The organism is Neotabrizicola sp. VNH66 (genome assembly GCF_049445895.1).
Classification (GTDB): domain Bacteria; phylum Pseudomonadota; class Alphaproteobacteria; order Rhodobacterales; family Rhodobacteraceae; genus Pseudogemmobacter.
In genome coordinates this window covers 133,194-152,562 of record NZ_JBMSDW010000006.1, presented here as the reverse complement: position 1 = coordinate 152,562, position 19,369 = coordinate 133,194, and the positions used below count along the sequence as shown (strand labels likewise).

General features: G+C 67.2%; 19 protein-coding genes and 1 tRNA gene. 11 read left to right on the top strand and 9 right to left on the bottom strand.

Annotated features, from left to right (window positions below; all coding sequences use genetic code 11):
• Positions 1-66 precede the first annotated feature (66 nt).
• Positions 67-582: a hypothetical protein gene (locus ACO2Q5_RS10950; protein ID WP_423290875.1), complete on the bottom strand. Its 516-nt coding sequence runs from the start codon at positions 580-582 to the stop codon at positions 67-69.
• 245 nt (positions 583-827) lie between these two features.
• Positions 828-2,474 carry an alpha/beta hydrolase gene (locus tag ACO2Q5_RS10945; protein ID WP_423290873.1) on the bottom strand — a complete coding sequence of 549 codons (1,647 nt, stop codon included), beginning with the start codon at positions 2,472-2,474 and terminating at the stop codon, positions 828-830.
• 143 nt (positions 2,475-2,617) lie between these two features.
• Between ACO2Q5_RS10945 and ACO2Q5_RS10940 the strand changes: the two genes are divergently transcribed.
• From ACO2Q5_RS10940 to ACO2Q5_RS10930, 3 genes are read left to right on the top strand one after another with little or no spacing between them, the layout of a single operon-like run.
• Positions 2,618-3,505, top strand: coding sequence for a LysR family transcriptional regulator (locus tag ACO2Q5_RS10940; RefSeq protein ID WP_423290871.1), 888 nt, complete (start codon positions 2,618-2,620; stop codon positions 3,503-3,505).
• Position 3,506: 1 nt separating this feature from the next.
• Positions 3,507-4,388, top strand: coding sequence for a DMT family transporter (locus ACO2Q5_RS10935; protein WP_423290869.1), 882 nt, complete (start codon positions 3,507-3,509; stop codon positions 4,386-4,388).
• A 4-nt stretch (positions 4,389-4,392) separates the two neighbouring features.
• The gene (locus ACO2Q5_RS10930) at positions 4,393-4,893 is read left to right on the top strand and encodes a gluconokinase (protein WP_423290867.1); all 501 of its coding nucleotides are present in this window, start codon (positions 4,393-4,395) and stop codon (positions 4,891-4,893) included.
• On the opposite strand, the gene ACO2Q5_RS10925 is transcribed toward ACO2Q5_RS10930, so the two are convergent.
• The 5 genes from ACO2Q5_RS10925 to ACO2Q5_RS10905 all read right to left on the bottom strand — a co-directional run bounded on the left by ACO2Q5_RS10925 (position 4,886) and on the right by ACO2Q5_RS10905 (position 11,516).
• Positions 4,886-5,089: a YgaP family membrane protein gene (locus ACO2Q5_RS10925; protein ID WP_423290865.1), complete on the bottom strand. Its 204-nt coding sequence runs from the start codon at positions 5,087-5,089 to the stop codon at positions 4,886-4,888. The two genes, ACO2Q5_RS10930 and ACO2Q5_RS10925, sit on opposite strands and share 8 nt — an antisense overlap.
• Before the next feature lie 29 nt (positions 5,090-5,118).
• The gene (locus ACO2Q5_RS10920; protein ID WP_423290863.1) at positions 5,119-8,334 is read right to left on the bottom strand and encodes an efflux RND transporter permease subunit; all 3,216 of its coding nucleotides are present in this window, start codon (positions 8,332-8,334) and stop codon (positions 5,119-5,121) included.
• Positions 8,327-9,319, bottom strand: coding sequence for an efflux RND transporter periplasmic adaptor subunit (locus tag ACO2Q5_RS10915; RefSeq protein WP_423290861.1), 993 nt, complete (start codon positions 9,317-9,319; stop codon positions 8,327-8,329). The genes ACO2Q5_RS10920 and ACO2Q5_RS10915 overlap by 8 nt, the downstream gene beginning before the upstream one ends.
• Before the next feature lie 150 nt (positions 9,320-9,469).
• Positions 9,470-9,871 carry a diacylglycerol kinase gene (locus ACO2Q5_RS10910; protein ID WP_423290859.1) on the bottom strand — a complete coding sequence of 134 codons (402 nt, stop codon included), beginning with the start codon at positions 9,869-9,871 and terminating at the stop codon, positions 9,470-9,472.
• A gap of 1 nt (position 9,872) precedes the next feature.
• Complete coding sequence (locus ACO2Q5_RS10905) at positions 9,873-11,516, bottom strand: phosphoethanolamine transferase (protein ID WP_423290857.1); 1,644 nt, start codon at positions 11,514-11,516, stop codon at positions 9,873-9,875.
• Positions 11,517-11,665: 149 nt separating this feature from the next.
• Between ACO2Q5_RS10905 and ACO2Q5_RS10900 the strand changes: the two genes are divergently transcribed.
• Together ACO2Q5_RS10900 and ACO2Q5_RS10895 are read left to right on the top strand one after the other, a co-directional pair.
• Entirely contained in the window at positions 11,666-12,319 is a 654-nt protein-coding gene (locus ACO2Q5_RS10900) for a response regulator (RefSeq protein WP_423290855.1), read from the top strand.
• Positions 12,316-13,602 carry a histidine kinase dimerization/phospho-acceptor domain-containing protein gene (locus tag ACO2Q5_RS10895; protein WP_423290853.1) on the top strand — a complete coding sequence of 429 codons (1,287 nt, stop codon included), beginning with the start codon at positions 12,316-12,318 and terminating at the stop codon, positions 13,600-13,602. The genes ACO2Q5_RS10900 and ACO2Q5_RS10895 overlap by 4 nt, the downstream gene beginning before the upstream one ends.
• A 656-nt stretch (positions 13,603-14,258) precedes the next feature.
• On the opposite strand, the gene ACO2Q5_RS10890 is transcribed toward ACO2Q5_RS10895, so the two are convergent.
• Together ACO2Q5_RS10890 and ACO2Q5_RS10885 are read right to left on the bottom strand one after the other, a co-directional pair.
• Positions 14,259-14,335 (bottom strand) — tRNA-Arg (locus ACO2Q5_RS10890).
• 49 nt (positions 14,336-14,384) lie between these two features.
• The gene (locus ACO2Q5_RS10885; protein WP_423290851.1) at positions 14,385-15,827 is read right to left on the bottom strand and encodes a sensor histidine kinase; all 1,443 of its coding nucleotides are present in this window, start codon (positions 15,825-15,827) and stop codon (positions 14,385-14,387) included.
• 301 nt (positions 15,828-16,128) lie between these two features.
• Here ACO2Q5_RS10885 and rpmH point away from each other — a divergent pair, with 301 nt between their 5' ends.
• The 6 genes from rpmH to ACO2Q5_RS10855 are packed head-to-tail and all read left to right on the top strand — an operon-like array spanning position 16,129 to position 19,300.
• Positions 16,129-16,263 carry a 50S ribosomal protein L34 gene (gene rpmH / locus ACO2Q5_RS10880; protein WP_092895917.1) on the top strand — a complete coding sequence of 45 codons (135 nt, stop codon included), beginning with the start codon at positions 16,129-16,131 and terminating at the stop codon, positions 16,261-16,263.
• A gap of 44 nt (positions 16,264-16,307) precedes the next feature.
• A complete protein-coding gene (rnpA, locus tag ACO2Q5_RS10875; protein WP_423290848.1) occupies positions 16,308-16,853 on the top strand; it encodes a ribonuclease P protein component in 546 nt (181 codons plus the stop codon).
• Positions 16,850-17,146 carry a membrane protein insertion efficiency factor YidD gene (gene yidD / locus ACO2Q5_RS10870; RefSeq protein WP_423290846.1) on the top strand — a complete coding sequence of 99 codons (297 nt, stop codon included), beginning with the start codon at positions 16,850-16,852 and terminating at the stop codon, positions 17,144-17,146. The genes rnpA and yidD overlap by 4 nt, the downstream gene beginning before the upstream one ends.
• 9 nt (positions 17,147-17,155) lie before the next feature.
• The gene (crcB, locus tag ACO2Q5_RS10865) at positions 17,156-17,539 is read left to right on the top strand and encodes a fluoride efflux transporter CrcB (RefSeq protein ID WP_423290844.1); all 384 of its coding nucleotides are present in this window, start codon (positions 17,156-17,158) and stop codon (positions 17,537-17,539) included.
• Entirely contained in the window at positions 17,536-18,591 is a 1,056-nt protein-coding gene (locus ACO2Q5_RS10860; RefSeq protein ID WP_423290842.1) for an RluA family pseudouridine synthase, read from the top strand. Before crcB ends, ACO2Q5_RS10860 begins: the two co-directional genes overlap by 4 nt.
• A 1-nt stretch (position 18,592) precedes the next feature.
• Complete coding sequence (locus ACO2Q5_RS10855) at positions 18,593-19,300, top strand: ATP12 family chaperone protein (protein ID WP_423290840.1); 708 nt, start codon at positions 18,593-18,595, stop codon at positions 19,298-19,300.
• Positions 19,301-19,369 lie beyond the last annotated feature (69 nt).

Here is a 19,369-nt window from a genome sequence, read left to right as displayed (position 1 = left end):
TGGTCCGGCAGGCGGTCTGAGGGATGTGACCGGGGCGGGAGCGGCCCCGGCACGCCGTCGTCACGGTCAGTCGGACAGTTTGTCCGCAGCCAGGGCACCCAGTTCAGCCAGCGTGTAATCCGCGGCGTTGACACCAAGGCTGGCCGCCAGCTGGGCCTTGCCCGGGGTCACGACACCCGCTGCGGCACCGGCCGGGACGTTGCGGTTCGCACCGGAAGTGATGAACTTCCAGACTTCGGTATCGCCGTTACGCCGGGCCGTTTCCAGCTGCGACAGTTCGGCCGGGGTATACCGGCCCGGCTCGACACCCAGTTGCAGGGCGCGCTGGACGTTGCCGGCAGAGGTCGAGGTCGGCGCGGCAATCGTGCCGGCAGCCTGGGCCACGATGAAGTTGTAGCCTTCGATATCGTTGTCGCGCTTGGCTTCATACAGCTGCGACAGCTGTGCCGTGGTATAGGCATCGGCATCAACGCCCAGGATGCGGGCCAGCTGTTCCTTGCCCGAAACCGAGGTGTTGGCGGCAGCGGCCCCGATGGCGGCCACAGAGATCAGAGCAGCGAAAGTCACAGTCTTCAGGGACATCTTTTTTCTCCTTGAATAAGCGGCGAACCTCTGTCCGCCGCGGTCCCAGGGCAGCCCGTCATTTCGGCGCCGCCTGTGAGGAGTAAGCTAGTCACCTGATCCCGCTGGGAAAACTTGCCCGAACTGCGGGGGCCTGCGCGAATGTGCACAACAACAGAATGTTACAGACTCTTGAAATTTCCGAAACAGCCATCTGAACTGAACTGTTTGGTTCACTTTTTCGCGGATCGTCTGAAGAACGGATTTCAGGGCGACGGAACGATCCGGCTCAGACGTTCTGATGAACTTTGCAGCCCAAGAACAGCATCCCAGGCCACCAGGTAATCGGCAGGATCATAGACGTGGCCGAATCCCTCAGGGGCCGTTGTCGCGGTCATCATGTCGAACAGAAGCTGCAGGAAAGTGACCACCGGATACCAGCGCAGCCCCTCGGACACATCGGGTCCGCGCGGCGGCGACAGCCAGTCCGGCGCGCGCCACAGCACATCGGGCGAGAAGAAGACGATCGGGTCCGACGGATATTCCAGATAGACCACCCGCATCGGCCCCCAGTCCGCGGCCGAACGGTCCAGCAGGTTTTCCTGTGTCGTCACCCGGATCATGGCGCCGTCGCCCACCACCGGCGCCCAGGCCGGGCTGGAGGGATCGCGCCCGGCCAGCACCTGCCGCCAGTTCACCGCCGAAAACGGCGGCCCCACCCAAAGTGCGCCCTGCGGCGGAGCGGCCACCAGATCGGGCAAAGTGGCGGACACCTCGCCCGCCCGCGCGCCGAGCGACAGGCCGAAGAGATACAGCCGCGGCCGGGTCTCTGCGGGCATGCTGCGCCAATGGCCATGGATCGCGCGGAACAACGCCCTTGCGCTGTCGGTGCCGTAATCGGGCTGGACCAGCAGCGAAAGCCAACTGGGCAGATAGGAATACTGCATCGCCACCGTCGCCACATCGCCGCCGGTCAGATGGTCCAGCGGGGCAAAGGCGGCCGGGTCCATCCAGCCGGTTCCGGTGGGCGTGGCGATGACCAGCGTGCCGCGATCGAAGGCCCCCACCCGGATCGCCTCGGCCAAAGCCAGCGCGGCCCGTTCCTCGGCGGTCGCGGCGGCATTCAGCCCGACATAGATGCGCAAAGGCTCGACCGCATCCGGCGCACCTGCGGCGGCAATCGCGGCCGCATCCGGCGCGGCCAGCACCCAGTCCCGCCCCGCTGCCCCCAGATCCTGCCAGCCGATCAGCGAGGCCGCGCTGCCGGATTTCAGCGGATCGTCCGGCGCGGCATGGTCGGGCGGCACCAGATCGTCGACCGCGGCATAGGCATTGTCCATCAGCGACAGCAGCCGCGACAGCACCAGATCATTGCCCAGCGACCAGACGATCAGCACGGTCAGCGTCAGGCCCAATGTCCGCGCCAGCCGCCGCGGCAGGAACGGCTCCAGCTGAGCGGCGATGATCCGCATCAGCCGCCGGAACAGCCGGCCGAGAAGGACCAGCACCGCCGCCAAAGCCAGCGCGACACCAAGGATGGTGAAGGGACGCGCGGTTTCCACCGGGGGCAGGTCCATCGCGGCATGGATGCCGTTCTGCCAGCCCGCCGCATTCCAGAGGCCCCAGACCATCAGCCCCGCCGCCCCGGCCAGCGCCCAGCGCAGGTTCCGCACCAGCGCGCGCGGCGTGGCGGCCGGTGCCTCGGTCACCCAATCCTTCGCCGCGATCAGGGCCCAGCCGATCAGATAGCCCGCCGCCAGACAGACACCGCCCAGAGCGCCCTGCAAAAGCGCGGTCCGCGGAATCAGTGAAGGCGTCAGAGAACCCGCGAAGAACAGCGCCCCAAGCAGAAGCCCCGCGGCCGAAGGCCGGCCCAGCAGATGCAGGTCCCGTGCGCTTTGCCACCGGATCATCCCTGCCCCCTTTGATCGGTCCTGTCCGCGGCCATTGGCCCGGCTCTGCACGGTTTCGTCAAGCCTGCGGTCCCCCTGCCCCCTTGCACCCCGGCGCGATCCGGCCTTTGTTGGACGAAACGCCGCAGGCCGGGACGATACGCATGGACAACTGGGATGAAATCCGCACCGCCTTTCAGGTCGCGCGCCTTGGCACCGTCTCGGGCGCGGCCGAGGTTCTGGGGGTGCACCATGCAACGGTGATCCGCCATATCGACGCGCTGGAAAAACGGCTGGGGACCAAGCTCTTCCAGCGCCACGCCCGCGGCTATACGCCGACCGAATCCGGGCGCGACCTGCTGATCGTGGCCCAGACCACCGAAGAGCAGTTCGCCCAGCTGGCCAGCCGGATCAAGGGCCATGGCGAGACGGTGCAGGGCGAATTCATCATCACCTCCATCGCCGGGGTGTCGGACCTTCTGGTCCCGGTCCTGACCGAATTCCAGCGCCGCCACCCCGCGGTGATCGTGCGGTTCCTGACCGACATGCGCATCTTCCGGCTGGACTATGGCGAGGCGCATGTGGCGATCCGCGCGGGTGCCGCGCCCGAAGAGCCGGACAATGTGGTGCAGCCGCTGATCCGCATCCGCTATGGGCTTTATGCCTCGAAATCCTATGTCGAGACCTATGGCCTGCCACAGACCGAGGCGGATTTCCCGAACCACCGCTTCATTCTGGCCGAGAACGAGGGCAGCCGTGCCGCCTTTTTCCGCTGGCTGCGCGAACGGACGGGGGCCGAACAGCAGACCTTCCGCACCTCGGACCCGAATGCCTGGGAAGAGGCGCTGCATCAGGGCGCCGGGATCGGCTTCATGGCCGCCTATGATGCCGAACGCTATCCAGATCTGGTCGAGGTGATGGCCCCGCGGCCGGAATGGGATTCGGCACTGTGGATCGTCACCCATGTGGACCTGCACCGCACACGCAAAGTGCAGGCCTTCATCGCGCTTCTGAAGGAAGCCTCTCGCACATGGTCGCAGTGCTCGGCCTGACATGAACCTCTCGCCTTCCCTGCGGGGACATGCGGCCATGCTGGTCTTCTCGGCCCTCGTGGCGGGGTCGTTCAGCCTGGGCGAACGGGCCGCGCCGCTGGTTGATCCGGCTGTGCTGACGGCCTTGCGGTTTCCGCTGGCCGCCGTCCTTCTGGGCGTCGCCGCCTGGGCCAGCGGCGGGCTGACGGCGCGGGCCGCCCAAGCGCCCTGGCGCTATCTCCTGCTGGGCGCGCTGATGGCGGTCTATTTCATCCTGATGTTCGAGGGGCTGAAGACCGCCGCAGCCGTGCCCACGGCCGCGGTCTTCACCCTGACGCCGGTGATGGCGGCGGGCTTCGGCTGGCTGGTGCTGCGCCAGCGCACCACGCCACGGATGGCGCTGGCCCTTGCCGTCGGGGCCACGGGTGCGCTGTGGGTGATCTTCCGTGCCGATCTTGCGGCGCTGATGCGGCTGGAGATCGGCCGCGGCGAGATGGTCTATTTCTGGGGCTGCGCGGCCCATGCGCTTTACACCGCGATGGTGCGGCGGCTGAACCGGGGCGAAGGCGCGCTGACCTTTGCCTGCGGCACCATGACGGCGGGCAGCCTGATGCTGCTGGTCTGGACCGCACCCGCGCTTTTGCGGCTCGACTGGGGGGCCGTGCCCGCCATCGTCTGGGTGACGCTGGCCTATACCTCGGTTGCGGCTACGGCGGTCACGACGGCTCTGGTGCAATATGCCGCGCTGCGCCTGCCCGCCTCCAAGGTGATGGCCTATACCTATCTGGTGCCCGCATGGGTCATATTGTGGGAACGCGCCATGGGCGGGACGATGCCGCCTGCCATCGTTGGGCTGGGCGTCCTGATGACCGGGGCGGCGCTGATCCTCTTGCTGAAGGAGTAGTCCAATGCTGCGCATCGTCACCATGGGGGTCGCAGGCTGCGGCAAATCCACCACGGGGGCGGCATTGGCCCGGCATCTCGGGGTCTCTTTCTTTGAGGGGGACACGCTGCATTCCCCCGAAAGCCGCGCCAGAATGGCGGCGGGCCAGCCGCTGACAGATGCCGACCGCCTGCCCTGGCTGCACCGGGTGGCCGCGGTGCTGCAGGACCGGGCGCCTGTGGTGGTGGCCTGTTCGGCCCTGCGTCGCAGCTACCGCGACATCCTGCGGCAGGGCGCGGGCGGACCGGTGGTGTTCCTGCATATCACCGGCCCGCAGGAGGTTCTGGCCGCAAGGCTGGCGGCCCGGACGGATCATTTCTTTCCGGCCAGCCTGATGGACAGCCAGCTTGCCACGCTGGAGCCGCCGGACCCGGACGAAACCGCGCTGGCCCTGCGCTTCGACCAGCCGCTGGCCGCGCAGGTGGCACAGGCCGCGCAATGGCTGTCGGCGCGCGGGCTCAGCTGAAGGCACACCCCGCCGGAACGCCAAGGTGCCGGAACACAATCGCCGCGGGGCAAAAGCCGGTCAGCGCCGATTGCATCAGGTTCAGTCCGATGAACACGGTGAGCCACACGAAATGGGGCGAGACCCAAAGGGTCAGCACCACCGACAGCAGCACCATGGTTCCGGCAAAAAGCCCGACGGCGCGGTCAAGGTTCATGGCAGTCTCCTTTCAAGGTGGAAGCGGGGTCAGGTGCGGAACACCCGATAGATGGCGGGGATGACCAGCACCGTCAGCAGGGTGGAGGTCAGCAGCCCGAACAGCAGCGAAAGGGCAAGGCCCTGGAAGATCGGGTCGGTCAGGATCACCACCGCCCCGATCATGGCGGCGATGGCGGTCAGCAGGATCGGCTTGAACCGGATCGCACCTGCCGCAATCAGCGTGTCCACCGTGGGACGTTCGCCCGGAGGCGTGGCATGGCGGATGAAATCGACCAGCAGGATCGAGTTCCGCACGATGATCCCTGCCAGCGCGATGAAGCCGATCATCGACGTGGCCGAGAACGGGGCCGAGAACAGCCAATGCCCGGCCATAATGCCAAGAAAGGTCAAGGGAATTGGCGTCAGGATCACCAGCGGCAGCCGGAAAGATCCGAATTGTGCAACGACCAGAATGTAGATGCCCAGCAGCGCCACGCCAAAGGCCGCGCCCATGTCGCGGAAGGTGACCCAGGTCACCTCCCATTCGCCATCCCAGAGCAGGGTGATATGGCCTTCATCCTCGGGCTGGTCATGCAGCGCGATCACTGGCTTCGTCCCCGGCGCCCAGTCCATCGCATCCAGCGCGTCCGATACCGCCAGCATGCCGTAGAGCGGCGCCTCGAACGCGCCGGCCAGTTCAGCCTGCACCATCTCGGCCGCGCGGCCATTGTGGCGGAAGATCGGGAAGGAGGCGGTTTCCTCATGGACCGAGATGACATCTCCCAGTTCAACCACCCCGCGCGCCCCGGGCAGGACATTGGCCGGGATGGGCGTGGTCAGGAACCGCTCGGTCAGCTGCCGGTCCGCCTTGGGCAGGGCCAGCGTCAGCGGGATCGGTTCGCGCCCCTGCCCGCGGTGGGAATAGCCCACGACTTGCGCCCCGTTCAGCAGCGCCAGCGTGTCGAACACATCCTGTTCCTGCACCCCGAAGAATTCCAGCTGATCGGCGTCAATCAGCGCGCGCAGGCGCCGGGGCGGTGTGCCGAAGCTGTCGTCCACATCCACGATGAAGGGCACGCTTTCGAACGCCTGCCGCACCTTGGCCGCCGCCGCGCGCCGCGCCTCGGGCGTGGGGCCATAAACCTCGGCCAGCAGGGTGGCCATGACCGGGGGGCCGGGCGGCGGCTCCACCGTCTTCATCACCGTGCCTTGGGGCGCCTCCACTGCCTTCAGCCGCGCGCGGATGTCCAGCGCAATGGCATGGCTGGCGCGGCCGCGGTCGGCCTTGGGGGTCAGCAGGATCTCCACTTCGCCCATCTGCGGCTGATTGCGCAGGAAAGAGTGCCGCACCAGCCCGTTGAAGTTGAATGGCGCGGCCGCCCCGGCATGGGTGCGGACCGACAGAACCTCGGGCAGGGCCATCACCACGGCGGCCACGTCCTGCGCCACCCGGTCCGTCGCCTGAACCGAGGCGCCTTCGGGCAGGTCGATCATCACCGACAGCTCTGACTTGTTGTCAAAAGGGAGCAGTTTGACGGTCACATCCCGGGTGTAAAGCGCCGCCAGAGAGCCGAAGGACAGCAGGATGGCCCCGGCCAGAAAGGCCCAAGCCGTCCCCTTGGACCGCAGGACCGGCCGCGCCACCGCGGCATAGACCCGCCCCAGCCGCCCGCCCGCGGGGCCATGTTCCGCCGCATGGCCCGGCATTTCCGCCCGCCCCGCGATCTTCACCATCAGCCAGGGCGTGATGATGACCGCGACAAAGAAGGAAAATATCATCGCGGCCGAGGCATTGGCCGGGATGGGCGACATATAGGGGCCCATCATGCCAGAGACGAACAGCATCGGCAGCAGCGCCGCCACCACGGTCAGCGTAGCCACGATGGTCGGATTTCCCACCTCGGCCACGGCATCAATCGCGGCCTGCGGGCGGCTGCGGCCATCCTGCATCCCCCAGTGGCGGGCGATGTTCTCGATCACCACGATGGCGTCATCGACCAGAATGCCGATGGAGAAGATCAGCGCGAACAGGCTGACCCGGTTCAGCGTATATCCCATCCCCCATGCCGCAAAAAGCGTGAGCAGGATCGTCACCGGAATGACGATGGCCACCACCATCGCCTCGCGCCGGCCGATGGCCAGCCAGACCAGCGCGATGATCGACACCGTCGCAAGGCCAAGGTGGAACAGAAGCTCATTGGCCTTTTCATTCGCCGTCTCGCCATAGTCGCGGGTCACGGTGACCTGCACGCTGTCGGGCAACAGGCTGCCTTCCAGCAGATGCAGCCGGTGCAGCGCCTCTTCGGCCACGGTCACGGCATTCGCCCCGGCGCGCTTGGCCACGGCCAGCGTCACCGCCGGGCTGCGGTGCAGCCCGCCCGCCCCGTCACGGGTGACCATCGAGACGATGTGCTCCGAGCTGTCGGGCACATAGGATACATCTGCCACATCGGCCACGTAGACCGGGCGCCCGTCGCGTGTGGTCAGCAAAAGGCCCGCCACATCCGCCGGAGCCTGAAGGGTCTGCCCCGCCACCAGATCGACCATCTGCCCGTGATCGCGCAGCTTTCCCGCGGGCAGCGTGGCATTCGCCGCCTGCACCTTCGCGGCCAGCTGTTGCAGCGTCACGCCATAAAGCGCCAGCCGGTCGGGGTCCGGCGCGATGCGGATGGTCTCGGACGCTTCTCCCACCAGATAGGTCAGGCCCACATTGTCGGTCTTGGCCAGTTCGGTCTGCACCACGCGGGCCAGGCGGGTCAGGTCGCTGGCCGTCACCTCAGCCCCCGGCGCGGCAGAAAGGGTCAGCGACAGGATCGCCACATCGTCGATGCCGCGCGCCACGACCATCGGTTCGGGGATGCCCACGGGGATGCGGTCCATATTGGCGCGCAGCCTGTCATGCACCCGCAGCACGGCATCATCGGCACTGGTCCCGGTCAGGAACCGGGCAGTGACCATCACGCTGTCATCGCCGGTCTGGGAATAGACATGCTCGACATCGTTAATGCCCTTGACCAGCCCTTCAAGCGGCTCGGTCACCAGCTTCACCGCGTCTTCGGCCCGCAGCCCCGGCGCGGCGACCATGATATCCACCATCGGCACCGAGATCTGCGGCTCCTCCTCCCGCGGGAGGGAGATCAGCGCCACCAGCCCGGCGGCCAGCGCGGCAAGGATGAAGAGCGGCGTCAGGGCCGAGGAAATGAAACTGCGGGTCAGCCCGCCCGCGATGCCCAACGGGTGCTTTGAAGGGATCCGGTCAGTCATGATTGCCCCCTTCGGTCGGGGTCAGCACCACCCGGTCCCCGGCGGCAAGGCCCGACAGAACCTCGACCGTCGCCACGCCCTCCACCTCTTGCGGAGCGGAGACGACCACGGCGCGCAGGGTTGGGCCGCCCTCCCCCTCCAGCGCGACGAAATCCAAGCCCGACCGGGTGAGGATCGCCGCCGCGGGCAGCATCAGCGCGGCCCGTTCCGCCACCGGCAGGCGCACCAGAACGCGGGCGTCGATAAAGCGGTCTGACAGGCCCGGCACCGCCACATCGGCCAGAACCCTTCCATTCTCGATCAGCGGATAGACCCGTTCGACCCTGCCGCTGCGGGTCGTCCCGGCCTCTTCGATGCGAATTTCATCGCCTTCCTCCAGCGCGGCGGCATGGCGTTCGGGCACGGCAAGCCGCAGATAGATTCCGCCGCCAGCGATCATTGCCACCGTCTCGCCTGCCATCACAACCGCGCCACGCGCCACCGGCACCGCGATCACCCGGCCCGCCACCGGCGCCAGAACAATGCCTTCGGTCGCCTGTTGTTCGATCCCCCTCCGCTCGGCCTGAACAGCGGCGATCTGGCCGACCAGAACGGAGACCTGCGTCCGCAGCGCGTCCAGCTGCTGTGCCGTGGTCACGCCGCGGGCCAGAAGATCCTCGCCCCGTTGCAGTTCGGTCTGCGCATTGGCCCGCTGCGCCTCCAGCCCGGCGATCTGGGCATCATAGGCCGAGAGCTGAAAGGTCAGCTTGTCGTCCACGATGCGGCCCAGCACATCGCCCGCGGCGACCTCATCCCCTTCCTTGACGGTCAGCTCCGTCAGGGTGCCGCCCAGACGGGCCCGGGCGGGCAGGCTGTCCCGCGCCTCGACCCGGCCGAAAACGGCCTTCCAGTCGGTGACCGTCACCGGGTGCAGAACCACAACCTCGGCCGAGACGGGCAGTGCCGCGGTCCAGAGGGTCAGGACCAGAGTCAGGATCGCACGCATCGGACACTCCGCAGGTCTGGGTGATGTCCGCTATATATTCTTAGATTTGAATTTGTAAATGTAATGCAGGCAGATTTCTTTCAGAATGGCAAAGGGCCGGCCCCCCCTTTGCGGGAAGGTCGGCCCCGCCCGGCCGGACAGCGGGGCATGTCAGCCCGGCCAGAATCCGGTCAGAACCGAAACGACATGCAGCCCCGTCAGCATCAGCACCAGCCCCACCGCCAATGAGCCGAGGTCCTTGGCATCCTTGGCCGCCTGCGACCATTCCGGCGAAATCCGGTCGGTCAGCACCTCGATCGCTGTGTTCAGCGCCTCGACCGCCAGCACCGCCACGAAAAGCCCGGCCAGCACCATCCATTGTACCGCCGAAGCCCCGTGCCAGAGGAACGCCGCACCTGCCAGCGCCGCCGTGCCCAGTTCCAGCCGGGCCGCAGTTTCCGCCAGAAGACGGCGGAACCCGGCCATCGAGTAGCCTGCCGCATCGGCAATATGGATCAGCCCGCGGCGGGAATGGACCCGGCCTTCGGCCGGAATGGATTTGTCGGCAGCCATCTCAGGTCAGATCCTTCTTGCGGCAGGTCGCGGTCAGGTCCAGCGCCGCATCGCGCGCGCCGGTCTGAATGTCCATCAGACCCAGAACCGTATGGAAATAATTGTCATGGCTGGCCGGTTGCCTTGCCACCTGCGCCATGCAGCCCGCATCCAGCCCCATCGCCGCCCGGAAGGGCGCAGAAAGCCACAGCACCATCGGCACCCGCGTCTGTTCCGGAGGGGCCATGAAATCCGGGGCCGCATGCAGGTAAAGCCCGTTCTCGCCCAGCGATTCGCCATGGTCCGAGACATAAAGCAGCGCCGGGATCACCCGCTCCTGCCCGGCCAGCAGGTCGATGCTGGCCGACAGCACCCGGTCCGTCTCCATGATCGAGTTGTCATAGGCGTTGACGATCTGTTCGCCCGTGCAATCCGAGAATTGCGAGGTCTGGCAATCCGGCGTGAAGGTGGCCGACCCTTCGGGATAGCGCAGGTGATAGGCCGGGCCATGGCTGCCGATCATATGCAGGACCAGCACGGTATTCCCGGTCATTTCGGCCGCTGTTTTCCGGATCAGGGGCAGGAACACCTCATCCGTGCATTCCCGGGTGCAGGCCTCGGGCGTCAGGGTGGCATCCACACGGTTCCATCCGGTGCGCGCCGCCACGCGCTGATCGCCGGTATTGTTGTCGGCCCACAGCGTCTTCACCCCGGCATGATCCAGCACATCCAGCAGGTTTTCATGCGACAGGAAGCCGGTATGCGAATAATCCGCCTTCGCCAGCGGCGAGAACATGCAGGGCACCGAGACCGCCGTCGAGGTCCCGCAAGAGGTGACATCGGTGAAGTTGATCACATCGCGCTTGCGCAGCTCCGGCGTGGTGTCGCGGGCATAACCGTCCAGCCCGAAATTCGCGGCCCGCGCGGTTTCGCCGACATAAAGCACCAGCAGCACCGGCTTTTCCGCCGCCGCCAGCAGCGGCCCCGCCGCCGCATCGCGGCCCACGGGCGCCGCCACCGGGTCGGCGCTTTTCCACTCTTCCCGCGCATAGCGCACCGAGGCCGAGAGGGCCGCGCCCGGCTGGTACGCCCCCATCAGATCATGCCGTTCGCGCAGCATGGCCGAGTAATCCTTGTAAAAGCTGAACAGCACCGCGATGCACAGCAGCGCAGGCATGACCACGCCCAAGGGCCAGCGCCACAGCTGATGCCACGGCCCAACCCGCCGCACCCGCGGCCAGAACACCAGCGCCGCCGGAAGAACGCCGGTCAGACCGATGGTCAGGATCATGTCGGGGGTGACCATATGGCCGGATTCGGTCAGCGTCGTCTCGAAGATCGCGCGCATCACCTCGCGGTCGATCAGGATGCCGAAGCTCTGCTCATAATAATGGGCCGAGGCGGCGACCATGATCAGCGCCGCCGCCACCGGCTTTTGCGCCCGGCCCGGTCCCAGCAGTTCCAGCAGCAGGAATGTCAGGGCCCAGACCGCCAGCCCGAACAGCCCGGCCTTCAGCGGCGGCGCCGGGAATTGATCGGCCAGCCGTGACCAGAACCCGCCGTTCAGCGCCACCATGATATAGCTGGCGACGATCAGGTTCAGCAGGCTGTGCGGCAGCACGGGACGCGGCAGGGAAAAACGGCGGGGACTGGGCTCGGTCGGCATCGGGATCACGCATGGGTCACCGGACGGTTGTGCCGGCCCGCCCGCCCTGCCCTGCGAACCTTGCGCAAACCTTGCAACTCGGCGCCCCTCAGCCGGCAGGTGCAAAGTTTCCGCTGCCGCGCCGGCCCGGCCTGCGCTATGCAGGATGGATGCGGCTGCTCCTTGTTGAAGACACCCCCGATCTGGCCGAGGCCGTGCTGCGCTTTCTGGCGCGCGAAGGTCATGCCGCGGATCATGCTGCCACGGCGGCCGAGGCTGAGGCCGCCCTTGCCGTGGCGGATTATGCCTGTGTCATCCTTGATCTGGGCCTGCCGGACGGATCGGGCCTGTCGGTGCTGCGCGGGCTGCGCGCGCGGCGGGACCGGACGCCGGTGCTGATCGCCACGGCCCGCGACCAGATCTCCGACCGCATCGCCGGGCTGGATGCCGGGGCCGACGATTATGTGGTCAAACCCTTCGATCTGGGAGAGCTGGCCGCGCGCATCCGCGCCCATGCCCGACGCGGACAGGGTCTGCCCGAGACGCGGATGGAACTGGCCGGGCTGGAAATCGACCGGGCCGCCGCCCGGGTCTGGCGCGACGGACAGGAGCTGCGGCTGACCTCGCGCGAATGGGCGGTCTTCGATGCCCTTCTGGCCGCACGCGGCCGCATCCTGCCGAAATCCGCGCTGGAAGAGACGCTCTATTCCTTTGACGCCACCATCGAGGGCAATGCGGTTGAGGTCTATGTCTCCCGCCTGCGGCAGAAGCTGGGGCCGGGCCTGATCGAGACGCGCCGCGGTCTGGGATATGTGCTGCCATGACACAAGGCCGACGCTGGTCGATCCGCCGGCGGCTGACCCGGCGCACGCTGGGTCTGGTGATCGGCGGCTGGATCGGGACCATCTTGATCGCGGGTCTGTTCATCCGCTATGAGATGAACGAGATCCTGGACGAGGAACTCCAGACCGTGGCCGAGGCGGCCGAGCTGTTTCTGGACGATGTCGAAGGCCCGACCATCCCCCGCACCATCGGCCTGACCAGCGCCAGCGGCGAACGGGTGATGCGGGTGCTGCGGCCGGGCGAAACCGGAAATGAAACACCATGGCCGGACCTGACCGTCGATGGGCTGACCACGGCGGGTGACTGGCGCGTCCTGCGGCGCACCACGCTGCACGGGGTGATCGAGGTCGGTCACGCGCTGTCCTGGCGGCGGGAAGAGGTGATGGAAGCCTCATCCTCTCTGCTCATCCTTGTTCTGCCGCTGGTGGCCGCGCTGGCGGTCGGGCTGGGCCGTCTGTTGCGACGGGTGCTGGCGCCGCTGGAGCGGCTGGCCCGCACCATCGCGGCCCGGGCGCCGCAGGATCTGTCGCCGGTTCCGGACAGTGACCTGCCGCAAGAGGCGCAATCGCTGGTCACGGCGATGAACGGCTATATCGCCCGGATCGAATCCCTGCGTCAGGCCGAACGCCGTTTCATCGCCAATGCCGCGCACGAGCTGCGGACCCCTATCGCGGCGCTCCGCATGCGGCTGGAACTGTCGGGCGATCCCGACGCCCGCGCCGCCGTCCGTCAGCTGGATGCGCTGACCCACCGGATCGAGCGTCTTCTGCAGCTCTCGCGCGCCGAGGCCGGGCTGGGGCTGGGCGAAGGACCGGCCGATCTGATCGAGGTGCTGCGGCTGACCATCGACGAAGTCTCCCGCGCGGGCAGCCATCCGATCCGGCTGGACGATGCCGATATCGAAAGCCTGATGCTGACTGCCGATCCCGATGCGCTGGCCATCCTGCTGCGCAACCTGCTGGAAAATGCGGTGATGCATGGCACCGGCCCGGTTCTGGTCCGGCTGGAGGTTCCGGCCCGGATCAGCATCGTCAATCCCACATTGGGCACCAGCTTCGCGGAACAGCCCTTCCAGAAAGGGGCCGGATCGTCGGGGACGGGCCTTGGCCTGTCGATCGTGGCGGAACTGGCCACGGGCATGGGCCTGCGGATCGACCGCCGGATCACCGAGGGCCAGGCCCGGGTGACCGTGGATTTCTCCGCCTGCCTGCCTCAGGCGCAGGCGCCGACCGCGGGCAACGGTGCGGCTCCGCCAATGGTATGAGGCGTGCTGCGCCTGGCAGAGCTGATCCGGCGCGGCTTTGACCAGGCCCTTGCGTAGCCAGCAGCAGCTGCCTACCCGCGTGAAGCGCAGGGTGCCGCTTCCCTCCGGTCATGGGCATGCCATGGCTTGACGCGCAGGGCAGAAGGCGCAGGCCGGATATCACACGCGCTGCCGGTCAAACCGCGGCATCCCATTACGATCCGGCAGCAGATTGCTGGACATGCCGCCGATGCCGGAAGGACGTAAATTTCACGCCCGCTCTTCTGGTAAATGCTGCTCTGCACCGGACCAACGACGAACGCCCGGAAGATCCGGCCGGTTGGCCTTTCGCTGCGCGTGGCGGAGACAGAGGTCCGAATCTCCCAAGATGCCACAGGCCTGCCCGTCACGATCTGGATGATGGACACCCGGGCCGGTGCGATCCGCGATGCCCTGCGCTTGGGTGCCGGGATGCTGATCTTCAGCACCCGGCGAATCACAAACCTTCGAGACGACAGAGCGCTATATCCATTCGCAGGCGGAGGGCGCGAACAACGTCATCGCGCGCCGTGCCGGAGCGAAGCAGCATCATATGCCGGGCCTAAACGCGGGCTTGGCGCTGAACGTCCGGGACATCTGAGGGGATGTTTTCTAAGCAGCTGACAGGCTTAGGTAAGTGGCGGACCCAGAGCGATTCGAACGCCCGACCCCCAGATTCGTAGTCTGGTGCTCTATCCAGCTGAGCTATGGGTCCGTCTTGGGGGGCGATGTAGCCGCGGCGGCGGACGGTTGCAAGGGCAAAATCACATCACCGGATCATCGGCCGGTGCGGCATCCTTCGGCAGATGGATGAGGAACTCGGTTCCGTAGGAATCCGACCGCAAGAGTTCCAGCCGCCCGCCATGGCCGCGCACCAGCTCGGCCGAGATGGCAAGGCCAAGCCCGGTGCCGCCGCGGCGGGCACCGCCCTGGAAAGCCTCGAACAGATGTTCACGCGCCTTGGGCGGCAGGCCGGGGCCGGTGTCGCCCACCCGGACCCACCATTCCGCCTCATCCTCTCCACCCGCGATTTCGACGGTGCCCGGCTCTCCGGTCGCCTCGATCGCCTGCCGAGCATTGCGCAGAAGGTTGGACAGCACGCGGTAAAGCTGTTCGCGGTCGGCGCGGATGGTCAGATTCGCGGCGATATCCACCAGTGCCGTGACGGGTCCGCCCGTGTCCGTGCCGGTCAGCCCCTCACCTTCGGCCACCTCGGCCACAAGGGGCGCCAGCGGAAAGCGGGTCAGCCGCGGCGGCGGCTCTTCGGCACGACCGAAGGCCAGCGTCGCCTCGCACAGGCTGACGGCGCGGCTGATGGACCCCACCAGCTTGGGCGCCGACCGCGCCACCGCCGGATCGGCGCTGCCTTCGATCCGGTCGGCAAACAGCTGCGCCGTGGTCAGGATATTGCGCAGATCATGGCTGATCTTGGCCACAGCGCCGCCCAGCTGGGCCAGCCGTTCCTTCTGCCGCAGCGCGCCGGTGAGCTGTTTCTGCATCGAGGCCAGAACCTCTTCGGCCTGCCGCAACTCCTCGACATGCGCCGAAGGGACAATCACGTTGCGCGCATCCTCGGGCGCCTCGGCAAAGGCGTTCATATGCCGCACCACCCGGCGGATCGGCACCACGATCAGCCGCTGCGCCAGCACGAACAGCAACACTGCCATCACCGCGGAAATCAGCGCCGACAGCACCAGAATGCGCCCTGCATAGGCCAGCATGGCCTTGCGCAGGGGATCGGTCTGCATGGTGATTTCGATCAGCTGCCCGCCCTCCTGCACCGGATTTCCGATGACCCGCACGATACGGTTCTCGGGATCGGCCAGCGTGGTCATCGCATCGCGGATCAGGTCCCAGGGCCCTGCCAGCCGCAGGTCGTAATCGGCATGGATCGGCGCCGGAACCGGCGAGGACAGCACCAACTGCCGCACATCATCACGCCGCAGAACCACGTTATAGACCTCGGCATTGGCCAGAAGCTCTGCCTCCAGATCGGCCGAGACCCCGCTGTCCGAGGCCAATTGCACCAGAACCGCAATCTGGGCCTGACGCAGACGCTCCAGCAGAAAGTCAGCCCGATAGCGGGCGATTGAGGGCACAAAGATCAGCACATCGGCAAGCAGCACGAAAAACAGGGTCAGGATCAGCGTCCGCCCCGTCAGCGTCCGGAAGAACCGCACCCGTCCGGCCGTTGCCGTTTCTGCCACCTTCCGTCCTCTTGCCTGCGCCTGCGGTCCCCGGTTTGCAACGCCACAACGGCGCTTTCGGCTCCGCCTCCGGGTTTTCCGTCCGTTGCTTTTGGTCTAGCAAAGGCGCGGGCGAAAAAACAGCGGCTCCTGCGGGGCGGTCGCGGGTTTTACGGCGTTTTCCGTGCCGGTCCGCGCGCAGGATGCGTTGACTTCACCCCCGCCTGCCCCTATAGGCCGGACCTCAGAACACCGCCCTTGATTCCGGCCGCATGTTGCGGTGCGGCTTCGGGCACCCTGAATATGCAGAAGGAATGCCGCGATGAAGCGCACCTATCAACCGTCGAAGCTGGTCCGTGCCCGTCGTCACGGCTTCCGCGCCCGTATGGCCACCAAGGGTGGCCGTCTTGTGCTCGCCGCGCGCCGGGCCAAGGGCCGCAAGGTCCTGTCGGCCTAAGGGCTGCCTGCCGTCCCGCATTCCGGGATGGAGGAGGTTCAAGGATGACACCGCCGGAGGCACAGGGCACAAGGCATGACGCCGAAGCGCCCGAAGCGCCTCCGGCGGTTTCCGTTTGCCCGACGCCGACCGCAAAACCGCTGCAACCCGCGCGGTATGTCCGCCATGGTGTGCTGAATGTGCTGCCGGTGCGGGCCGATTTCCTGAAGGCTGCCTCGGCGCGGCGTCAAGGCACGGCCTCGTTCCTGTTACAGGCCCGCGACCGGCGTGATGGCGACCCGGTAGTCCGCGTGGGCTTTACCGCATCCAAGAAGGTCGGCAATGCGGTGATCCGCGCCCGCGCCAAGCGCCGCCTACGGTCGCTTGCGCGCGAGATGCTGCCCGCACTGGGACAGCCCGGCTGGGATTACGTTCTGGTCGCCCGCCCCGAGGCCACGACCCTGCGGCCCTATGCCCAGATGCTGGACGATCTGGCCGCGGCCTTCGCCTCGGTCCACCGCCCGCCACGGGAACGCGCGCCCCGCGAGAATTCCGCCCGCGAGGAGCCGCGCCGCACCGAAGGCTCGGCGCCACGAGGAGCGTCGGCATGACCCCGCTTGCGCAGATCGCCGCGCTGCCCGTGCGTGCCTACCGGCTGCTCCTCAGCCCTTGGGTCGGCCATGGCTGCCGGTTCCAGCCCACCTGCTCCGCCTATGCGCTGGAGGCGCTGGACCGGCATGGTGCGCTGAAGGGCAGCGTTCTGGCCGCACACCGGATCTGCCGTTGCCATCCGTGGGGCGGCCATGGCTATGATCCCGTCCCGGGCGCCGATCCGTCCCATGATGCCGCCAAGGCGGCCCCGCAACCGGAGGCGCGCGTTGACAGCCCGCCCCCTGCCCCCTAGGTCCGGCCCATGTTCAGCCTTGCCTCCATCGTTCAGGTCGCCCTTGGCGGCGCCGCGGGATCTGTCCTGCGCTATATGACGAATGTCGCGGCGGGACGGCTGTTCGGCACCGGCTTTCCCATGGGCACGCTGATCGTGAACGTGCTGGGCTCTTTCCTGATGGGCGTGCTGGTCGTCTTTCTGGCCGAAAAGGGGCTGACGCGCCACGCGCCCCTGCTGATGACCGGGCTTCTGGGCGGGTTCACCACCCTCTCGGCCTTTTCGCTTGATACGGTGACCCTGTGGGAGCGTGGCCAGACCGGCCTTGCGCTGGCCTATGTGGCGCTGACCCTGATCCTTTCGCTGGCAGCCATCGTGCTGGCGATGCAGCTTCTGAAAGGGACCTTCGCATGAGCGGTGTCCAGATCCTGACCGTGACCGAAGATGACGGCGAACAGCGCCTCGACCGCTGGCTGAAACGGAAGTTTCCCCATCTGAACCAGATCCAGATCGAAAAGATCTGCCGCACCGGGCAGGTCCGCGTCGACAGTGCCCGCGCCAAGGCGTCCGACCGGGTGGTGCCGGGTCAGGATATCCGGGTGCCGCCGCTGCCCGATGCCGAGGCCGTCGCGGCCCGCCCGCGCACGCCCGGCGTCAGCGCCGCGGATGAGAAGATGATTCAGAACGCGGTTCTGTGGAAGGACGAACACATCATCGTCCTGAACAAGCCGCCGGGCCTGCCCTCGCAGGGCGGCTCGGGTCAGGGCGACCGGCATGTGGACGGCCTGACCGAGGCGCTGAAATTCGGCTACAAGGACCGGCCCAAGCTGGTGCACCGGCTGGACAAGGATACCTCCGGCATCCTTCTGCTGGCCCGCACCGACCGGATCGCGCGGGCTTTGTCCGAGGCTTTGCGCCACCGGCTGACGCGCAAGATCTATTGGGCCGTCGTCGCGGGCGTGCCGCATCCCAAGCAGGGCTCGATCAAATTCCATCTGATGAAGGCGCCCGGCCATGGCCGCGGCGGCGAGGGGGAAAAGATGATGTGCATCCACCCTGCCAAGGCCAAGGATTACCCCGACGCCAAGCGCAGCCAGACCGATTACTTCACCCTGTGGTTCCTGGGCACCCGCCTCAGCTGGATGGCGCTGGAGCCGGTGACCGGCCGCACCCACCAGCTGCGCGCCCATATGGCCGAGATAGGCCACCCAATTCTGGGCGACGGCAAATATGGCGGCGGAGAGATGGACAATCCCGGGGATGGCTGGGGCGCGGGGATCGGCGGCGATCTGTCCAAGAAGCTGCACCTCCATGCCCGCAGCATCAGCTTTGAACATCCGATCACCAAGAAGGACATGACCTTCACCGCCCCCCTGCCCGACCATATGGCGCGGACGTGGAAGGCGCTGGACTGGAAGATCGGCGACGTGCCCGAAGACCCGTTCGCCGCCTTCGGAGGCCGCTGACATGGCGGAATGGGCGCCGAAGCGGTTCTGGAAAGCGGCCAGTGTCGTTACAGTGGACGACGGCTTTGCCGTGCATCTGGACGAGCGCCCGCTGCGCACACCCGCCAAGGCCGCACTGATCCTGCCGACCGAAGCCATGGCCCGCGCCATCGCCGCCGAATGGGATGCGCAGACCGGCAAGGTCGATCCCGGGACGATGCCCTGCACCCGCGCCGCCAATTCCGCGCTGGACAAGCTGGTCCCGCAAAAGGATGCGGTCGTGGCGCTTCTGGCGGATTACGGCGGGTCGGACCTGTTGTGCTACCGGGCCGAGGCGCCGCCCGAACTGGCCGCGCGACAGGCCGCGGGCTGGGACCCGCTGCTGGACTGGGCCGCCACAACCCTGCAGGCGCCGCTGCGGGCGACGGCGGGGGTCATGCATATCGCGCAGGACCCGGCCAGCCTCGACCGGCTGACTGCGGCCACAGCCGGGCTGGACCCGTTCCGGCTGGCCGCCTTCCATGACCTTGTGGCGATCTCCGGATCACTGGTGCTGGCGCTGGCGGTGCTGCACGGGCGGCTGTCGGCCGAGGAGGCTTTCGACCTCTCGCGCATCGACGAACATTGGCAGATCGAGCAATGGGGCGCCGACGAGGAAGCCGCCGAGACCGAGGCCGCAAAGCGCGCCGCCTTTGCCCAGGCGCACCGATTCTTGGAATTGTGCCGGTAACAATCCGGCCCAGTTTCCTGCCCGATGCCTGCCCCATCGGCACCCTGCCTGCCCAATGCCCGGAATTCA

What these genes read in the sequence shown, in the direction of transcription:
- ACO2Q5_RS10950 (WP_423290875.1), bottom strand. Translation starts at nt 582, where the DNA reads ATGTCCCTGAAGACTGTGACTTTCGCTGCTCTGATCTCTGTGGCCGCC.
- ACO2Q5_RS10945 (WP_423290873.1), bottom strand. Translation starts at nt 2,474, where the DNA reads ATGATCCGGTGGCAAAGCGCACGGGACCTGCATCTGCTGGGCCGGCCT.
- ACO2Q5_RS10940 (WP_423290871.1), top strand. Translation starts at nt 2,618, where the DNA reads ATGGACAACTGGGATGAAATCCGCACCGCCTTTCAGGTCGCGCGCCTT.
- ACO2Q5_RS10935 (WP_423290869.1), top strand. Translation starts at nt 3,507, where the DNA reads ATGAACCTCTCGCCTTCCCTGCGGGGACATGCGGCCATGCTGGTCTTC.
- ACO2Q5_RS10930 (WP_423290867.1), top strand. Translation starts at nt 4,393, where the DNA reads ATGCTGCGCATCGTCACCATGGGGGTCGCAGGCTGCGGCAAATCCACC.
- ACO2Q5_RS10925 (WP_423290865.1), bottom strand. Translation starts at nt 5,089, where the DNA reads ATGAACCTTGACCGCGCCGTCGGGCTTTTTGCCGGAACCATGGTGCTG.
- ACO2Q5_RS10920 (WP_423290863.1), bottom strand. Translation starts at nt 8,334, where the DNA reads ATGACTGACCGGATCCCTTCAAAGCACCCGTTGGGCATCGCGGGCGGG.
- ACO2Q5_RS10915 (WP_423290861.1), bottom strand. Translation starts at nt 9,319, where the DNA reads ATGCGTGCGATCCTGACTCTGGTCCTGACCCTCTGGACCGCGGCACTG.
- ACO2Q5_RS10910 (WP_423290859.1), bottom strand. Translation starts at nt 9,871, where the DNA reads ATGGCTGCCGACAAATCCATTCCGGCCGAAGGCCGGGTCCATTCCCGC.
- ACO2Q5_RS10905 (WP_423290857.1), bottom strand. Translation starts at nt 11,516, where the DNA reads ATGCCGACCGAGCCCAGTCCCCGCCGTTTTTCCCTGCCGCGTCCCGTG.
- ACO2Q5_RS10900 (WP_423290855.1), top strand. Translation starts at nt 11,666, where the DNA reads ATGCGGCTGCTCCTTGTTGAAGACACCCCCGATCTGGCCGAGGCCGTG.
- ACO2Q5_RS10895 (WP_423290853.1), top strand. Translation starts at nt 12,316, where the DNA reads ATGACACAAGGCCGACGCTGGTCGATCCGCCGGCGGCTGACCCGGCGC.
- rpmH (WP_092895917.1), top strand. Translation starts at nt 16,129, where the DNA reads ATGAAGCGCACCTATCAACCGTCGAAGCTGGTCCGTGCCCGTCGTCAC.
- rnpA (WP_423290848.1), top strand. Translation starts at nt 16,308, where the DNA reads ATGACACCGCCGGAGGCACAGGGCACAAGGCATGACGCCGAAGCGCCC.
- yidD (WP_423290846.1), top strand. Translation starts at nt 16,850, where the DNA reads ATGACCCCGCTTGCGCAGATCGCCGCGCTGCCCGTGCGTGCCTACCGG.
- crcB (WP_423290844.1), top strand. Translation starts at nt 17,156, where the DNA reads ATGTTCAGCCTTGCCTCCATCGTTCAGGTCGCCCTTGGCGGCGCCGCG.
- ACO2Q5_RS10860 (WP_423290842.1), top strand. Translation starts at nt 17,536, where the DNA reads ATGAGCGGTGTCCAGATCCTGACCGTGACCGAAGATGACGGCGAACAG.
- ACO2Q5_RS10855 (WP_423290840.1), top strand. Translation starts at nt 18,593, where the DNA reads ATGGCGGAATGGGCGCCGAAGCGGTTCTGGAAAGCGGCCAGTGTCGTT.